9 protein-coding genes and 1 CRISPR repeat array (1 of these 10 only partly in view) are annotated in these 18590 nt (G+C 34.7%); of the genes, 1 reads left to right on the forward strand and 8 read right to left on the reverse strand.

The window, feature by feature from the left end; genetic code table 11:
- Positions 1-8096: direct repeats of the CRISPR family, unit length 29 nt; unit sequence GTTTACATCCCTCATAGTTCAGATAAGAC; it begins 1429 nt to the left of the window's first position.
- A 208-nt stretch (positions 8097-8304) separates the two neighbouring features.
- From cas2 to cas6, 8 genes are all read right to left on the reverse strand, one after another.
- Entirely contained in the window at positions 8305-8568 is a 264-nt protein-coding gene (gene cas2, locus PGC14_RS10800) for a CRISPR-associated endonuclease Cas2 (protein WP_041722450.1), read from the reverse strand.
- 254 nt (positions 8569-8822) lie between these two features.
- Positions 8823-9803 (reverse strand): type I-B CRISPR-associated endonuclease Cas1b, encoded by a 981-nt coding sequence (gene cas1b / locus PGC14_RS10805; protein WP_127352705.1) that lies wholly within the window; start codon positions 9801-9803, stop codon positions 8823-8825.
- Positions 9804-9808: 5 nt separating this feature from the next.
- Positions 9809-10324: a CRISPR-associated protein Cas4 gene (gene cas4, locus PGC14_RS10810; protein ID WP_271628907.1), complete on the reverse strand. Its 516-nt coding sequence runs from the start codon at positions 10322-10324 to the stop codon at positions 9809-9811.
- Positions 10325-10353: 29 nt separating this feature from the next.
- Positions 10354-12681, reverse strand: coding sequence for a CRISPR-associated helicase Cas3' (gene cas3 / locus PGC14_RS10815; RefSeq protein WP_237738269.1), 2328 nt, complete (start codon positions 12679-12681; stop codon positions 10354-10356).
- The gene (cas5b, locus tag PGC14_RS10820) at positions 12668-13417 is read right to left on the reverse strand and encodes a type I-B CRISPR-associated protein Cas5b (RefSeq protein WP_011917897.1); all 750 of its coding nucleotides are present in this window, start codon (positions 13415-13417) and stop codon (positions 12668-12670) included. The genes cas3 and cas5b overlap by 14 nt, the downstream gene beginning before the upstream one ends.
- A 2-nt stretch (positions 13418-13419) precedes the next feature.
- Positions 13420-14349 carry a type I-B CRISPR-associated protein Cas7/Cst2/DevR gene (cas7i, locus tag PGC14_RS10825; RefSeq protein WP_011917898.1) on the reverse strand — a complete coding sequence of 310 codons (930 nt, stop codon included), beginning with the start codon at positions 14347-14349 and terminating at the stop codon, positions 13420-13422.
- On the reverse strand, positions 14346-15986 hold the full coding sequence (cas8a1, locus tag PGC14_RS10830; protein WP_039767118.1) for a type I-B CRISPR-associated protein Cas8b1/Cst1: 1641 nt from the start codon (positions 15984-15986) through the stop codon (positions 14346-14348). The genes cas7i and cas8a1 overlap by 4 nt, the downstream gene beginning before the upstream one ends.
- Before the next feature lie 32 nt (positions 15987-16018).
- Positions 16019-16804, reverse strand: a complete 786-nt coding sequence (gene cas6, locus PGC14_RS10835; RefSeq protein ID WP_271628908.1) for a CRISPR-associated endoribonuclease Cas6 — start codon at positions 16802-16804, stop codon at positions 16019-16021.
- A gap of 983 nt (positions 16805-17787) precedes the next feature.
- Between cas6 and PGC14_RS10840 the strand changes: the two genes are divergently transcribed.
- Positions 17788-18420, forward strand: coding sequence for a flavodoxin family protein (locus tag PGC14_RS10840; RefSeq protein WP_271628909.1), 633 nt, complete (start codon positions 17788-17790; stop codon positions 18418-18420).
- The last annotated feature ends 170 nt before the right edge of the window (positions 18421-18590 follow it).

An 18590-nucleotide genomic window follows, 5' to 3' on the forward strand; every position in this document is an offset into this window, starting at 1 on the left:
ATTTTACAGATTTAGTTTATCTTACTGTGTTTACATCCCTCATAGTTCAGATAAGACTTGCCTACATTGTTATAACCCTTTGCAATATTGTTCAAGGCGTTTACATCCCTCATAGTTCAGATAAGACCAACTTCTCTTACGGTTTGTATCCCTTTAGTCAAAAGGTTTACATCCCTCATAGTTCAGATAAGACCGAGTTTTGACTTCGTCAAGGTTGTTCTTTTGTGAAGGGTTTACATCCCTCATAGTTCAGATAAGACCTGTATACAGCTGCAGTTTTAGTATGGTATGGTGTAAGAGTTTACATCCCTCATAGTTCAGATAAGACTCTCTTACAAAACCAGCTGTCGTAATCATAAATAAAATGTTTACATCCCTCATAGTTCAGATAAGACAAGAATGAAAAATATACAGGTGTTTATGTGTTCAATAAGTTTACATCCCTCATAGTTCAGATAAGACTTAGGATTGCAGATATGGTTGAAGGTACAGATGAGAGTTTACATCCCTCATAGTTCAGATAAGACGGGAATTATCACAATCCCACCAAGTGGAATCAGTATCGTTTACATCCCTCATAGTTCAGATAAGACAATGACTGAACAGGAGTTTTTAGAAAAGTTTTTAAAGTTTACATCCCTCATAGTTCAGATAAGACTTTTTTTGACTATAATAAAAGATAGAATTTATGAAAGTTTACATCCCTCATAGTTCAGATAAGACAGGCAAATTTAACAAAGCAAAAAGTTCTGGTAGAGAGTTTACATCCCTCATAGTTCAGATAAGACCAGAGCAACTAGCAGGGATGACCTGGCGGCTGCGATTGTTTACATCCCTCATAGTTCAGATAAGACAGTTTTCAAAATGCTGTATCAAATGCTTTTAGAAAAATGTTTACATCCCTCATAGTTCAGATAAGACAAAAGCAGAAGATATTGTTATTATTGCGCTTTATTTTGTTTACATCCCTCATAGTTCAGATAAGACAATTGAAGAAAAATTTGATAACACAAATGGTTATATGTTTACATCCCTCATAGTTCAGATAAGACTTTTTGCTTTGAGCTATTTGAATGCGTTTAAATTTAGTTTACATCCCTCATAGTTCAGATAAGACGTTGTATCTTGCTTGCTGTTTTAGTTGTATCGTCTGGTTTACATCCCTCATAGTTCAGATAAGACGAGCACGTATTTTTAGAAACTTTGTGGACTAACATTTAGTTTACATCCCTCATAGTTCAGATAAGACTTAAAAATGCAGTTGCAACAACAAAACAATCAAGTAAGTTTACATCCCTCATAGTTCAGATAAGACGGAATGGGTGGAGCTGATATACCAGACGATGATAGGAAGTTTACATCCCTCATAGTTCAGATAAGACTAATTGATTTCATAAAGAACCAAAACAAGAACTAAGCGTTTACATCCCTCATAGTTCAGATAAGACACGGCGATATCAATACAGCCTTTGAAGCTATGCAGAGGTTTACATCCCTCATAGTTCAGATAAGACCAAGAAAGTAATATACAATAATAATCCTGTTTTGAAAGTTTACATCCCTCATAGTTCAGATAAGACAAAGTTTTTGAAAATTTTTTATGCAATTTAAACAGTGTTTACATCCCTCATAGTTCAGATAAGACTAGTCTTCACGGGCCAACCCGGGACTGTCATTCCTGCGTTTACATCCCTCATAGTTCAGATAAGACTTAACACCGGGTGATAGAGTTTTGGTGGCTTGGGTGAGTTTACATCCCTCATAGTTCAGATAAGACGTTTTTTGCTTATATGCGACAAACGGAGTAATAAGTGTTTACATCCCTCATAGTTCAGATAAGACTTTGATATTCCTTTTCCCATTTTTTCTTTTCTTCTTCGTTTACATCCCTCATAGTTCAGATAAGACTATCCAAGTGCTAAAGTTGTGGGGCACAAAGACCTCAGTTTACATCCCTCATAGTTCAGATAAGACTGTAGTAAGGCAGTTATTGTTTTTGGGTAGTGTTGTGTTTACATCCCTCATAGTTCAGATAAGACATTATTATGCTGGACAATATACAGAAAAGCAATTATTAGTTTACATCCCTCATAGTTCAGATAAGACGTCTTCATTGAAGTTACCTGTAAATTTTTTATAAGAAGTTTACATCCCTCATAGTTCAGATAAGACGAACACAGGCAAAACAAAAGGCAACTTACTACAATAAGTTTACATCCCTCATAGTTCAGATAAGACAAGCTTTATAACAGATGTAACTTCATGTTGTTTTGAGTTTACATCCCTCATAGTTCAGATAAGACTCAGAACCATTTTTAAAATTTACAACACAGTTATCGTTTACATCCCTCATAGTTCAGATAAGACCAACCTTAACCGCTGCTTTTTCAAGTATTTGCATTAACGTTTACATCCCTCATAGTTCAGATAAGACCACAACTATCAGCTTCAAAGGTGCAACACCAGCTGAGTTTACATCCCTCATAGTTCAGATAAGACGAGAGTGCTTTTTTATATCTTTTATATCGCCTTTTGTTTACATCCCTCATAGTTCAGATAAGACTGGAGCTGATATCCCAGACCGTGATGGAGAAGGAGTTGTTTACATCCCTCATAGTTCAGATAAGACATAACAAATTTTTAACGTTTTCAATGAACAAGTATTGTTTACATCCCTCATAGTTCAGATAAGACCATTATGACCGTATACATGAGCTCCTATCACGTTTAAGTTTACATCCCTCATAGTTCAGATAAGACACCCAAAGCAGTAGTTATTGTTTTTATGCTTGTTACCGTTTACATCCCTCATAGTTCAGATAAGACCAAATCTGTCGTCTTTCAAAAGCAAACCATAAAACCAGTTTACATCCCTCATAGTTCAGATAAGACTTTGCTTGTTTTTAAGCCACATCAGTCATCACCTACTGTTTACATCCCTCATAGTTCAGATAAGACGGGTTACATCAGAAGTTTTGCCTACAATTCGCAAGACGTTTACATCCCTCATAGTTCAGATAAGACACTACACCAGACAAACTGGGTAATGTCACAAAAGAAAGTTTACATCCCTCATAGTTCAGATAAGACAGTGGTATAATTGATATAGAACGCAGAAAAGAATGGTGTTTACATCCCTCATAGTTCAGATAAGACGGAGCATATGCGTTGAGTCAGCTTTATCCAGGCAACGTTTACATCCCTCATAGTTCAGATAAGACAAACGTGATTTCTGTTTTTAAATTTAAATCAAACGCGTTTACATCCCTCATAGTTCAGATAAGACGAAGGAGTCCGCGTTGACTCCTTCACGCTGAAAGGAGCGTTTACATCCCTCATAGTTCAGATAAGACTCCCAGCAAAACACAAAGGCGGGCTAATCAAAGAGAGTTTACATCCCTCATAGTTCAGATAAGACCTAATTCGGTTGGCAAAAATGCCCGTGTAGCATTTATGTTTACATCCCTCATAGTTCAGATAAGACCTTTGGGCTCAATTCTTACTTCAATAAATTCATCCTGTTTACATCCCTCATAGTTCAGATAAGACTGGATGTAGGCTCTGAAACCCATGGACGTCCTTCCTTCGTTTACATCCCTCATAGTTCAGATAAGACCAGCTTCCATAATACTAACCAAGTAAGCCAAATCGAAGTTTACATCCCTCATAGTTCAGATAAGACTTGCAAAGCTGGCGTAGTTTCTCGGCGTCCATACCGGCGTTTACATCCCTCATAGTTCAGATAAGACGCTTTCTGTATTCTTCTCTTTTACAAGCACACATTCTGTTTACATCCCTCATAGTTCAGATAAGACTTAAATACATAATTTCTATACTTTGCCAAATTCAATGTTTACATCCCTCATAGTTCAGATAAGACATAAGAATTCATGCAGAAATGTTGAGAAGAGATGAGAAGTTTACATCCCTCATAGTTCAGATAAGACTGGTAAAGCAAGAGTCTGCATTTTTATATCCCCCAGCGTTTACATCCCTCATAGTTCAGATAAGACATGAACAATTTAGTATGATTTTTGCAGACCCACCATAGTTTACATCCCTCATAGTTCAGATAAGACTCTTTTCAACTTCAAAAACTTTCCCGTTGACTACGAAGTTTACATCCCTCATAGTTCAGATAAGACGTTTATCACTTCATCGAGTTGAAGTGCTTTGGCTTTGTTTACATCCCTCATAGTTCAGATAAGACAATATACCGTTAAACAGATAGCTGAAGAGTGTGCCATGTTTACATCCCTCATAGTTCAGATAAGACATTAGACAAGTTGAGAGCGTGTTGAATGCATTGCCAGGTTTACATCCCTCATAGTTCAGATAAGACCTATGCGGTCGCTTGGATACCCCTGAGGAACAGAAAAGTTTACATCCCTCATAGTTCAGATAAGACACCCATGGAGCGCCGACTATTTACTACAAACACCAAGAGTTTACATCCCTCATAGTTCAGATAAGACAAGATGGTGGGCTGATTCTATCTAATGGTACACCCGCGTTTACATCCCTCATAGTTCAGATAAGACCAGCTTCATAATGAAAGACAAAAAAAGCAAAGAAGAAGTTTACATCCCTCATAGTTCAGATAAGACTATTTCCTAACGCAAATATATAGTTTTTATTATCGAAGTTTACATCCCTCATAGTTCAGATAAGACCAAGTCTATTAAAAGAAGGTTTAGAAAATTACTATAAGTTTACATCCCTCATAGTTCAGATAAGACCGTTTGTATTCATCTAAAGCCTGTTGCCAATTAAGTGTTTACATCCCTCATAGTTCAGATAAGACCAATATAATATAAAATGTAAAGTTAAAAACTAAAAAGAGTTTACATCCCTCATAGTTCAGATAAGACTGCATAGAGTTGATAAGTTGTTTTAATAACTTTTTTCTGTTTACATCCCTCATAGTTCAGATAAGACTTCAAATAGCTCAAAGCAAAAAGAAAAACCCAGAGAAAGTTTACATCCCTCATAGTTCAGATAAGACGGATTACCTCAGGATGATAAAGAACAAACGGAAATCGTTTACATCCCTCATAGTTCAGATAAGACATAATATTTCATTGTCTCATCTCCTTTACAAAAACAATCGTTTACATCCCTCATAGTTCAGATAAGACTAGTGTATTCGCTACCTGTGATAAATTCAGCAGTAAGTTTACATCCCTCATAGTTCAGATAAGACAGGTAAGGGCAATTGAACCAGCGATGATTAAAGATAAGTTTACATCCCTCATAGTTCAGATAAGACAAGGTATAAAGGCGCTTGTTCTCGAACGCTACTGGTGCGTTTACATCCCTCATAGTTCAGATAAGACTTTCTTCCCGGAAGCAAAAGAGTGCTACTCAACTACGTTTACATCCCTCATAGTTCAGATAAGACCTGTGGTGCTAAGTATTTCGCAGGGTATTATTCTTGGTTTACATCCCTCATAGTTCAGATAAGACTTATACTTTAAGTAAGTAAGTAATTAAGTTATGAAGTTTACATCCCTCATAGTTCAGATAAGACTAACACAAAAAAGCTCATTAATGCAATAACAAAAAAAGTTTACATCCCTCATAGTTCAGATAAGACTTTAAAATCAATTCTCCTATATCGTCCGCCATTTTTTGTTTACATCCCTCATAGTTCAGATAAGACATTTTTCAATATGTAGCTCTCTGAGTATTTTCCAGTAGTTTACATCCCTCATAGTTCAGATAAGACCAACAACTATATCTTTCCCGATTGGCAAAACGGCAGAGTTTACATCCCTCATAGTTCAGATAAGACTAAAATATTTTTGGAACTCTGGTTCTTGCCAAAGCTCTGTTTACATCCCTCATAGTTCAGATAAGACAATCTGTTACCAGTCAGGATAGGTATCAGAATTGAGGTTTACATCCCTCATAGTTCAGATAAGACTATTATAATATTTAAAATATTTTTTTCTTATTATGAAGTTTACATCCCTCATAGTTCAGATAAGACATTTTAAATTGTCGTTTCATGGATAAATACAAACAAGTTTACATCCCTCATAGTTCAGATAAGACGGATTACTATAGATTAATACAATTGCTTGATGTTGAGTTTACATCCCTCATAGTTCAGATAAGACTTAAGTTTAATACACAGAATAGATAAAATATTTTAAAGTTTACATCCCTCATAGTTCAGATAAGACTCATAATTCCTTTTGTAACTTCAGACGCATACGAGGAGTTTACATCCCTCATAGTTCAGATAAGACCGAAGTTTCCACATCGAAAGAAATACGATCTGAGTTAGTTTACATCCCTCATAGTTCAGATAAGACTAATAATAATTACCATTACCAGCTATAATTACAATACTGTTTACATCCCTCATAGTTCAGATAAGACTGACGATGAGGAAAGGCAAAAGCTGTGGGAGTTTAGTTTACATCCCTCATAGTTCAGATAAGACGTGTATATAGTACAAGAGTAGGAGTATTTAGTATTTATGTTTACATCCCTCATAGTTCAGATAAGACTGCAAAAGTTCAATCAGCAATTGCATATGTAACTCCGTTTACATCCCTCATAGTTCAGATAAGACTAATACAATGTGATATAATGTAGTTAAGAAAGATGAAGTTTACATCCCTCATAGTTCAGATAAGACTTGCAGTATGTTTTTATGTTTAAAACCGAGTAAATTAATGTTTACATCCCTCATAGTTCAGATAAGACCATTTTTCGGTACAATCACTCTGCAATGTATCTCTGGTTTACATCCCTCATAGTTCAGATAAGACTGTAATCACATCTGAACCGTTGCTTTTACTCTTTGTGTTTACATCCCTCATAGTTCAGATAAGACCGATTATACTCGTGATTGTATTTATTTTTTTTGTTTAGTTTACATCCCTCATAGTTCAGATAAGACTCGCAAGCTGGTATTTGAAGCGTCGCAGCAGGCTTGGTTTACATCCCTCATAGTTCAGATAAGACGTGCTTTTTCTTACTTTCATAATTTTGTTGTTCCTCTGTTTACATCCCTCATAGTTCAGATAAGACCTTGTTAAGATATATAGTAGTTTACCAGTCTATTACTAGTTTACATCCCTCATAGTTCAGATAAGACCTTTCTTGCTCATTAAATCTGCTTTCAGCTCTTTCATGTTTACATCCCTCATAGTTCAGATAAGACTGCAATATCGGAATCAGTATTTACTATAATTGATAATGTTTACATCCCTCATAGTTCAGATAAGACCACAGTTGCACACAAGGGCTATTGAAGTAGTTGCAAGTTTACATCCCTCATAGTTCAGATAAGACTTGCAGGTGGTTAAATTGGCTTCTATAAATTCATCAAGTTTACATCCCTCATAGTTCAGATAAGACAAGTGAGGATATTGTGATTGAATTGAGCCCGAATTACGTTTACATCCCTCATAGTTCAGATAAGACTCAAGTTGACTTTGGCAGTGTAAGCGAACAATACAAGTTTACATCCCTCATAGTTCAGATAAGACCGACCTTGGAAGGGTCATCGCTGAGTTCACGTGCAAGGTTTACATCCCTCATAGTTCAGATAAGACTTTGTCCCAAGTGCTACCAAGTCTTCTTGTTTGTTGTTTACATCCCTCATAGTTCAGATAAGACAAATTTGATTTTAGTTTTTTGGATGGCATAATTCCTTGTTTACATCCCTCATAGTTCAGATAAGACTGTTTGCATTGAATAACAAAGTTACAAATATTCTTCTGTTTACATCCCTCATAGTTCAGATAAGACAACAGGAGAAGAAGAACCAGAAATTACTAAAGAAATAGGTTTACATCCCTCATAGTTCAGATAAGACCCAAAGCTAAAACAAAAATCCCAACAAACCATACGAGGTTTACATCCCTCATAGTTCAGATAAGACTATGGACGTGAGGGTAGCTGTTTGTTAGTTATCGATGGTTTACATCCCTCATAGTTCAGATAAGACCCCAATAGTATTTCTTTGTGATTCTATCTTTTACCAGTTTACATCCCTCATAGTTCAGATAAGACGAGAGGTATAGGTTAAACTTTTTGTACTTAGATAATGTTTACATCCCTCATAGTTCAGATAAGACCCACTTTTATAAAAAACCTTGTAACTCAGTTACTACCTACAATTATACCTTATCCCATATTACTTTGCAATCAATATTATTTGCAGCAAAGGGGTGATAGGTTGTTGGAATAAAATACTAAATCGACTTCTTTTGCAGAATTGACAAGCTAGTTGCTCAGCTTGTTACTTTTTTAGGTTTGCTGCAAATTGGTTGTTTCTTGCAATACTTACAGTATCACAGAATCATAGTTCTTCTCCTGTCCAAGTATCTTCTTGCTGCATACAATTTTATACTCCATCTCGTAAAAATACACTGAATCCTCATCCTTTTCTATCACAGAAAAAAGTTCCCGTTTGCATTTTTCAAGCTTGCCATATGTTATTTCACCCTCAAATACAGAGTTTTGTACCCAAGTGAGGTACTTTTTCAAAATTTTTCGAACTTTATTCACACGTTTTTCATTAACGTCGTATGTAACTATTACAAATATTTTGCATCACTCCCTCATAGGAAGATAACTTCCAATACCAAAGTCTCTTATAAGAATATTAAAAAATTTTTTGTGAATAAGTCTTACTTAAACTTAACTCCAATTAAGGATAAATCCAATTTGGTTAACACATTGTCCACGTGCTAAATTCGTTTTTAGATATCACCCATTTAACTACATTTAGCACGCTGTGCCCGTAAAAAATGTCCCATAATTTGCTTTTTAACTTCTGTCAGGTGTCTTTGCAAGAGTTCTCACCACCACGCTTTTAGAGGTGAGTAAACTTGATCTCCTATAAAATGCTTTATAAGCTTATAACACTCAAGCCTTATATATCCTTTGTAAGATACATTTCTGTTAAGCTGTCTGTGGCGAACTGTCGTCTCAAGCTTGTTCCTCAATTCATTTATAAATATCCTTCTTCCCTCTTGATTCAAATAGCAATAATTCAAATCCTCATCAAAGTGTTCAAGTGTAATCTGGCGATTATTTAAAAGTTTGAAAATTACGCTATCTACAACAAGAGGCTTAAAAATCTCTGAGATGTCAAGGCTGAGTGAAAACCTCTTTTCGCTTGGTTCATGCAAAAAACTTATGCTTGGGTCAAGCTGGGTATGGTAAATCTCTGTTAAAACTGTGCTGTAAATTAGGCTGTTTCCAAATGAAATTAAAGCATTTATCGGATTTGTCGGTGGTCTTTTTTCACGCTTTTCCATATAGAAATCTTCCGGCAAAAACTGATTGAAGGATGAATAGTAAATATTCCTCACTCTTCCCTCAAGCCCCATAAGCTCTGATATGCTTGAAATGTTAAACCTGCCATTTTCCCATTCATCTTCAATTGCATTCAAAAAAGCCTCTGCTTCTTTTCTTTCTCTTAAATTCCTCATCATATGATAAACTGCTGATTCGACAAAACAGTATGCCAAGAAGATTCTCTTTTCCCTATCAAGATAATGAAGTGCTTGCCGAACAACAACATCTCCAGAAACGTTTTTCTTGCGCGGCATAAAGCTACCTGCATAAAATCCATAATAGTTGTAAAAGTGAAGAATTATGCCGTATTGAGAGATATAATTCAAAGCCTTGGTATTCAAATCAACCTCACCAAAGATATGAATTTGTTCAATGTTTTCGATGTCAATTGACCTCTTTTCAGTCTCTGTCTCAAAGTAAAGTGTGTTGTCTTTTCTTCTGAGTCTTCCATTTGAGGTTATGTAAAGTGTTTTTTGCATCAGACTTACCCCCAGCAAAATTCAAAGTATGCACAGGACTTGCATATCTTTTGCTTTGTAGCCGGCGGTGGAACTATCTGAGAGGTTATTTTTTCTATCTCGCTCAGTGCCTGTTTTACTTTTTGCTCATATTCAGGTGTAAGCTGTAAGATTTCTTTTTTGCGTTCCTTTGGATAGTTGATTATACCCTGCTTTTCTATCCCTTTTTGTTTTAGATAGTAAAGATAGTACATAACCTGCATAATATCAGCTTCTTTCATTTTGCTGCTGTACTTTACTTCTCTCACTGCCCCATCTGATAGAATGTCAATCATTATAAGATTATCTATCAAAACCTCTTTTGTCTCTTCTTTGGGATAAGAATACTCATGCAAAATCCTGCCAAGTAGGACCTTGTCAGACCGATTTTCAAATGTGATGTTTTTGCTAAAAAGCCAAAGCTTTCTTTTGCAAACATAAAGGTAGTTGATTTTAATGCCTTGGAATTTGAGGTCTTGCAGTTCTCGAATTTCTTCTGACATTTTAAAAGATCACTCTCTTTTTGTAGTTTTTACCATATATCATCTTTTTCTGATTCCTTAGGTGGTAACAAGCCCAACTCGTCGTCATAATCACAATTTAAAATGAATATACCCAGCTTTTTGCTATACTCACTCGCTCCACCTTTTGCGAAAAAGTACACCGGAACTGTAACAGTGTACTTTCGAACAGCTGAAATTAGCTGCAGTTTCTCAACAGGGCTTAAAGATTTTGAACCTATTCTCTTCAGGCACTCTCTGATTGTTTCTTCATTTACCTCGAATACCTTCCTCGGTATACCTTCAACTGTAACTACATCCCTAAAAATCTTTTGAGCTTCAATTTTTCTATCTGCTTTAAATCCTAACTTCAAAAGTTCATATGCTTTTTTGAAACTCTTCATGAAATTAGTGTTTGAAAGTGCCTCAACATCATAGGCATATTCATTTAGCTCTTTTTTGTCATATTCTGTAATTTTTCTTCCGTCAAACCTTTTCAAAAACTCTTCTGTTCTAGTAACAATTTCTTTCTGATAAACTCTTCCAATTCCGCTTGGTTCCTTTGTTAGGATAATAACATTTGGTTTTTGCCCCTCATATGGTCTTTTCCTGTATACTCTCCCCATTCGCTGCAACAGTGAATCTGCAGAAGCCAGTTCCGTAAACAAAACGTCATAATCTATGTCAAGTGACGCTTCTACAAGCTGGGTTGAAATTACAATACTATTTTTTCTCTGGTTTGAAAGAATAAAATGTTCTTTTTGCCTTCTTTGCCCTTCCAAAAATCTTGAATGCAAAAGTTCAACCGGAACATCATCAAAATTCTTTATGCTTTCTTTTATAGCCTTATAAACTTCCTGTGACCTTTTTACTGTGTTGCATATTACAAGTACATTCTGTTGCTTCCCACAATTCACAATTTCATCTACACAATCTAAAATAGAAAGTGGTTTGACCGAAACAACATGCGACCAGCATTTTTTTAATTCCTCATCTGAATATGCCTGTAAATATTCAGAAATATCTCCAAGATACTTTAATACAAGAGGATTTACAGTAGCACTCATCAAGCAGAATCGTCCATTTAAATTTACTATTTCTTCTAACGTCTTTATTATAATTGCCAACGACTCTGGTGAATAGCTTTGTGGCTCATCAATTATAATCTTCGAGTATAAAAATAACGAATATATTTTCTCAAAACCAGGCCATTTTAAAGCAGATGTAAAAATCTGGTCGCCGGTTGTTACAATTATTGGAAAACTTAAATTCCTCGCAAGGTTTACATTGTCAAATAAGGATTCTAACTCTTGGACATCTTCAGCTGATTGTGAATACTTTTCAAGCAGATAAATCATACTGTCAGAATGCAATATTCCAACCTTATCACTACCAAAAATTCTCACCAGTCTTTCGTACATTGCGTTGATTGAAACACGAATTGGAAGAGTGTAAATTAACTTGCTTCTGCCTGCCCAGTTTAAGCCAAACTCTGTCTTACCACTGCCTGTGGGAGCAAATAAAATAACATTCTGGGTTGAGAAATCTAAAGCTTTTAGCTGAAATTCTTTAAAACCGGCAAAATTCCCTTTTTCTTTCAAGTAGCTCTCAACCTTATTTGAAAAATCGGTAATCTTTCCTTCTTCTGTACTAACTTCTGCAGAACTTGAATGATCAAGTCTATGAAGAAAACCTTTTAAAAGAATTCTCATAATTGCGTTTTTATTGTAAAGGTCGGTATAACTTTTGAGCATGACCTCTTTCAACCAGTCAATAGTTCTATATACATAGTTTGAACTCTTCTCTATTTCATCTTTGGTAGGAAATGAAGGAAGTTCTTTAAACAAAGGAAGTAATGTCTTGTTATTTAAATACTTTGAAACATCTTCACAAATATATTTTTCAAAATATTGGTAGTTGAAATCAAAGCCCCTGTCATGCGAAAATGCAATAGCAAAAAGCAAATTTTCAAAATCTTCTGGGCTGATATTCCCCTTGTCTATCTCATCTTCCAAATCCACAAAAGCTATTGAGATAAAGTTATGAGGTACCTCCACAGACAAACCCCTTACTTGAGGTACCTCATTTGATTTTGTCTTGTCTCTTATCTTTCTTTGAAAGTTTGAATTTGCCTTGCCCAAATCATGATATATTATTGCTAATTTTAGCAAATATTTGAACCTCTCAAGGTCAATCTGAAGTTTTTGAAAACCTTCTTTGATCTCCTCTCTATACTCTTTGAATAATTTTTCCATATTCTGCAGTAGTGTCATTGTATGCTCGTATATTGTCTGGTATTCATAACCTTTCTCAGTTTTAAATCGCTTTGCGTAAAGTTCTATATCCTCATAGGCTTTCATACTCATCATCACCTATTAAATCAATAAGAATATTTTCATCATCTACTAACAGCTTATCACTAACAGACATTATAGGGTTTAAATGTTGAAGATTTTCAAAATACACTACATCTTTTTTATTCGTAAATATCCTAAGACCATCTTTGGTTTTTATATAACGATTATTCAGTCTGAATCTAATTCCATCAACCCTCAACTTCTCCGCAGTACTTGTCTTTAGATACATCCCAATGTTAAGAAGATTATGCTTTACATACTTTCTATACTCTATAACTTGCGGTTCAAAGAACTTCACTTCATCCACTCTCAACAAGTCTTCTTTTCTTCCAAGTCCCCAGTAAGAATTAAAGATATTATGAGAAATCCTTTCTAAAATCTCTTGTTCTGCATTTACATGTATACATAGCTCCACATCAACAAGGTTGGTCACATATATAACGTCATTTATTACCCTCGCTGAGACATCTTTCAAAATTGGAGCTGAGGAGTCTTCTTTTCTTAATCTGTCAAATTTTATGATCCTTTGAATGTCATAAACGATGGAATTAAACTTTCCACAAATAGAAACAGCCATTTTGTAATATTCTCCATTTTTTGCCCCCAAGATATTGTGAAGCCAACCTTTTACAGTGGAAGGCGGAGGCAGAGGGTAAGAGTCTACTATTCCATATGAAAAAGGTTTTCTGAAGTTTGCAAAAGGTTGATAAAGTTTAATCTTCAGAAGTTTTTGAGACATCTTCAAACTGTCCCCTCTTTATAATATTTCTGTGCTTTCTCTTTTAAAGTTTCAAAGAAGTAATCAATTGTTCCACTTGAATCCGGCAAAAGTTTCTTTAGTTGCTCTTCATTTACAAAAAATCCTTCTATCAATCCTAATAAAGTATAATCATAAACTTTCTTACCATTTGGAAGAGTCAGTTCGCATGTGCTATTAAGTAACCTTGCATCAATTGCATAGCCAACGTCATCTTTTATGATCTTAATTCTGTTCAAGAAAAAGGGATTTTTAACTGGATAAAGTCCGCCTATTACAAAAAGTGGACTTAAATTCTCTCTTCTTCCCTTGATTTCTCTGCTCAAAAACTTTATTGCATCAAAGAGGGTATAAAGTCTTTTCAGTCTTTCTTCAATAGGCACCTCTTCAATGACATTTCCCTTCTCATCAAAGTCTCTACCTAATCTATCCAAATCAACTGAAACAGTATAGGTGTAAAGAGACTTATGCTGTTCAAGCTGATAAGGGTTTGGATTGGTATTTGCTCTTTTTGCTAAATTTAAATTGGTTGCAAATTCTATGTCGTTTTTATACTCTTCTAAAGAGACAGCAGGTGTTATTTTGACAACTGCTGTCCTTGTCTGTGCACCCTGCCCTTGTCCAGATGTCTTCATATAACCGAATAAATCTATTTCAGGGTATTGGGTGATTGTTGCTTCTTTTGTAAACTGCACAACCTGCTCATCTCCTGTTACAGGCGCTTCCCTGTACTCTGAATTTTCCAGCATAAATTTGTGTTTTTCATATCTCAATGCCTGTCTTGACATGTAAGTATACACCTTATTTTCTCTTGTGAGCTTTTTAAGTTCAGAGATATTCCCTACACTCTCTCCATAATTCAAGCTCATCGCTTCAAACACAACTGTAATCGTGATACCTGCATTTTTACTCATTTCTCCTCATCCTCCTCATTTTCTAATCTTTCATCTCTTTCACTTCCTAAAAGCCCGTTTACAAAGCTATATCCTAAAGCGCAAAAATTGTCTTTATCATTTATACACGAAACAAATAAAGCCGGTACTTCCATGTTATAGTTCATATAAGTTCTAATAACCAAATTCATAAAGGTGTTTATGTCACCAATTCTAAGTGCTGAAATCAAACGATATGCAAGGCTCGTTATCTTGTTTTCTGCACCTGATTTTAAGAATGTTTTCTTTAACTCCTGTCCAAAAAAGTACATCCTCCACAAACTTTTTTCATCCATCAACATTTCACCTCTTTTTATGCTTTTTAGAAATTTATATGTGATAATGTTAAACATTTGAAGCCTATAGGGTGAAAGGTTTGTTTTAATTTTTGAATTCACTTTTTTAGAGCTTATAAACTGACTTTCTAAAAATGATACAAACTGAAAGCTTAGCGTATTATTTAAAAACCTCTGCAAAAGCTCGTGGAAAGGATACAAGGTATTGTCTTTCACAGTTATTTTGGTTCCCACAACATTTTCAAAAAATTCATAATTGGAGGTTACAAATTCAGCCTTTTGCTTGGATATATTGAAGCCATAAACCTTTGGAGCAACTGAAGAGAGATCTATTTCAACAAAAAGAATGTTAGTTAGGGCAAACTTGCTTTCTTCCCTCAGTTTCAACAATAAGTAATCATTTATGAAGTTCAAAATTCCTTTGTCTTTGAGTAAATTTTCTTCTTTTGACATTATTTCCATAAACAATTTATTTGCTTGATATAGCTCCAAAACAGAAGTACTTTTATCTACAAAGTAAAACCTTTTGGTTTGTCCAACTCTAAATTCAGTCAGGGCCGCAAAAATACAGAAATACATAAGCTCACAGATTTCGCATATAGGCAGCTGAGGCTTAAAGTTCCAGAAGAAATTCTTGTTGTCTTTGTTTGCTCCAAGAAAATTCACAATCCCTGTGTTAAACATTGCACCTTTTTTAGCTTTTCTCTCACCGCAAAATATACAGGGATACTTCTTGTCCTCTTCATTGGCCTTCTCTATTATAGGTTTTTCAAAGTCGTTGTAAAACTTTTCTTTTAGGTTTTCTGTAATTTGCCTATTTAGAAAGCTTGCTTCACCATATACTGAGCTGACACTGTTCAAATAAACTTTTACATCGTTTTCCATAAACTCCTGTTTTCTATCTTCCAAAATCTTTATTATTGTGTTTACATAATCTACTGCTTCATTTTTATTAAATTTTTTCTCTAAACTGCATCCATATTCTTTCGCAACTCTGTTCAGTTTTGCAAAACCATTAACTCTATCTTTAAACTTTCTTACTCTCTCTCTCTGCTGTTCGTCTATATCACTTTGATTATTTAGTTGGGCCAGTAAATCTTTCCCTTCATTTATAATCTCATCTGTCCTTGGATACCTCTGATAAGCTTTCTTAAAAAACTTGTCGGAAAACCCTTGCAAACTTTCTCTTTCAAATTCAATGTAATTTGGTCCAATAGTTATAATGTTTTGAGAATCTATATCTTCTCCATCCAGCATAATCTCAATAAAACCTATAATCCCTGCATTATAAGCCCAATCACCTAAATAAACCCTCTCCTTCATTTTTTGCTATTCCCCTTTTATTTTTCATATTATTATCTCACCACTTCAATAAAACCAAACCCTTGTCCTCTTCTAAATCCAAGTCCATTTTGATAAATCTCTTTTAAATCATCAGGATGTCCTGATAGTTCAAATATACCGCCAAAGCCTGTAAGATACATAATTTCTTTGCCGGTGTTTTCTACAAACTCAGAAATTTTATGCTTTACAACAATCTTTTTGACATTTATTGGCTTGAAACTAATTCTTTTATAAAGTCCTCTATTTTGCCCTCGCAAAATTCTGATATTTCTAATTTCAAAGTCAATTACATCGTTCAAAACCTCTTCAAATCCTTCATCATAGGGTAAAATCGGAATTTTGTCATCTCCCTCTTTTTTCTCAATCACCACAGGTGAAAAGGTTTTGAAAGTCATAGTTGAAGAAAATTGTTCTGGTTCTTTTATAAGGTATGCCCTCCTGAGTTTGATTTCACAGTTATTAGTCAATTTATGAGGATATAGTTTGCTGCTGATTAAACTATTGTAGATATTGACAAAAAACTCATAATCGGAAGTTGAAAGGTTTAAAACTATATCTCCTCTGAACAGCACTTTATCGTCTGAAAAATTCATGTTGGGCAAATTTACCGCATAAACAAACGGCTTTTGCCACTTATTCTTTTTATCCTCCCACCAATAAAGTCTTTTGAAATACTCCTCATTGTATGATGATAGTGCTTTTTTTAAAAAAGCAATAAATAAGGTTCTATAATAAACTGGGAGTTCCTTGGTTTCGTTAAACCCATTGTGTACTTCAAATATAAATTTTGCTCTCATCTCAAACAATCTCTCCTTTTTTAACAAATTCTTGCGTTAAACTGTATTGTTTATTATATTTCGACATTAACTGTAAAAATCCTTCTTTTTCAAATAAAATTTTTAAAGGAGAACAAAGAATATGATCAAAACTATCCAAGCTCAAAATAAGAAATTTTTAAAGTTGTATTTACGTGATAAAAAAGATTATTGAAATACTAACTTAGAAGAAACGTTATAGAAGAAGACTAAGAAAATTTGATTTGTTTCAACAGCTCCATAGTCCAGATAAGACTGTATAAAAACAATGAAAGTTCTAAAAATAGTATCAATCGTTTACATCGCTCATAGTTCAGATAAAACAGGTCGATATCGAGGCGAGGCGGACTTGAAGGGTTAAGTTTACACCCCTCATAGTTCAGATACAATTGGTGCACACTGTGAGAAAGTTCTCTCAGTGTGCAAAGTTTACACCCCTCATAGTTCAGATACAATCCAGGCACAGGAAAGATGAGATTTTCAGTTGTTAAGGTTTACACCCCTCATAGTTCAGATACAATTCTTTTTAAAAGTTGGCGGAAGAAATTGATGTTGCTTTCATTATAGCTTATTTCATAAGTCTCTTCAAGAGGAGTATTTTGCAGCAAGGTGGGAGTTAAGTTTTTAGGATATTTTGAAAAATACGCTTTATCCATTGAGAGAAAAGTCTTTTTTAGGCTGAGCTTAAATTTATAGGTTTGCTGCAAAAAGGATAAAACTGGTTATGAAGCCTTTTAAACCTTTGACCATCCCTCACAATGCAAGCTGTTTATTTTTCATTCAACACTCCATTTTAAAATTTCCTATTTTACTTTACAAAAAACTCTACAAAAACCTCTAAAAAGACTATCCCAACAAAAGCACCAGCATGCAAAGTATAAAGCTATGTCTTGACAAAAGCTCCTCAAAAGTCTATCCTCATTCTTAAGCAACAATATTTAAAAAACCTTGTGAGGTGAACATTGATGAAGGTGGTTGCATTTAATGGAAGCCCAAGAAAGGAAGGAAATACATACCATGCTATAAAGATAGTGGCCGAGGAGCTGCAAAAAGAAGGAATTGAAGTTGAAATAGTGCAAGTGGGAGACAAAGCAATCAGAGGATGTCTTGCATGCGGCACGTGTGCTAAAAATAGAAATGAAAGGTGTGTAATTGATGATGAAGTAAATGAATGGATTCAAAAGATGAAAGAAACAAATGGAATAATATTAGCTTCACCGGTTCACTATGCTTCAATTTCTGCAACAATGAAAGCATTTTTAGACAGAGCCTTTTATGTTGCCGGAGTAAATGGAAGTCTATTTAGACATAAGGTAGGGGCAGCACTTGTTGCTGTAAGACGTTCAGGTGGCATTACAGCATTTAACCAGCTCATGCAATATCTGAATTATGCTGAGATGTTAATTGCAACCTCTAACTATTGGAATGTTATTCATGGAAGGCTACCTGGCGAAGTTCTACAGGATGAGGAAGGAGTTCAGATAATGAGAGTACTTGGCAAGAACATGGCTTGGCTTTTGAAGCTTGTTGAAAATGGGAAAAGTAATGTAAAAGAGCCTGAAAAAGAACCAAAGATATTTACTAACTTTGTTAGATAAACTGAAAAACTTACACAGCTTAAAAAATAAAGTGTTAATCCTGTATGCTAATATTTAAGGAATTTATTGTTTTATTTACCACTATATTGTATAGTTTTAGTTGATCAGAATTTGGTGTTAGGCAAGCGTTTAATATTAATTTAATACAATTTAGTTTTTCTTAGTACAGC

Origin of the sequence: Caldicellulosiruptor sp. DIB 104C (genome assembly GCF_028198085.1) — a bacterium.
Classification (GTDB): Bacteria; Bacillota; Thermoanaerobacteria; order Caldicellulosiruptorales; family Caldicellulosiruptoraceae; genus Caldicellulosiruptor; species Caldicellulosiruptor saccharolyticus.

Coding starts and splice junctions, on each gene's coding strand:
- cas5b (WP_011917897.1), bottom strand. CDS start 13,417: ATGTCTCAAAAACTTCTGAAGATTAAACTTTATCAACCTTTTGCAAAC.
- cas6 (WP_271628908.1), bottom strand. CDS start 16,804: ATGAGAGCAAAATTTATATTTGAAGTACACAATGGGTTTAACGAAACC.
- cas4 (WP_271628907.1), bottom strand. CDS start 10,324: ATGTCAGAAGAAATTCGAGAACTGCAAGACCTCAAATTCCAAGGCATT.
- cas1b (WP_127352705.1), bottom strand. CDS start 9,803: ATGCAAAAAACACTTTACATAACCTCAAATGGAAGACTCAGAAGAAAA.
- cas7i (WP_011917898.1), bottom strand. CDS start 14,349: ATGAGTAAAAATGCAGGTATCACGATTACAGTTGTGTTTGAAGCGATG.
- cas8a1 (WP_039767118.1), bottom strand. CDS start 15,986: ATGAAGGAGAGGGTTTATTTAGGTGATTGGGCTTATAATGCAGGGATT.
- cas3 (WP_237738269.1), bottom strand. CDS start 12,681: ATGAAAGCCTATGAGGATATAGAACTTTACGCAAAGCGATTTAAAACT.
- PGC14_RS10840 (WP_271628909.1), top strand. CDS start 17,788: ATGAAGGTGGTTGCATTTAATGGAAGCCCAAGAAAGGAAGGAAATACA.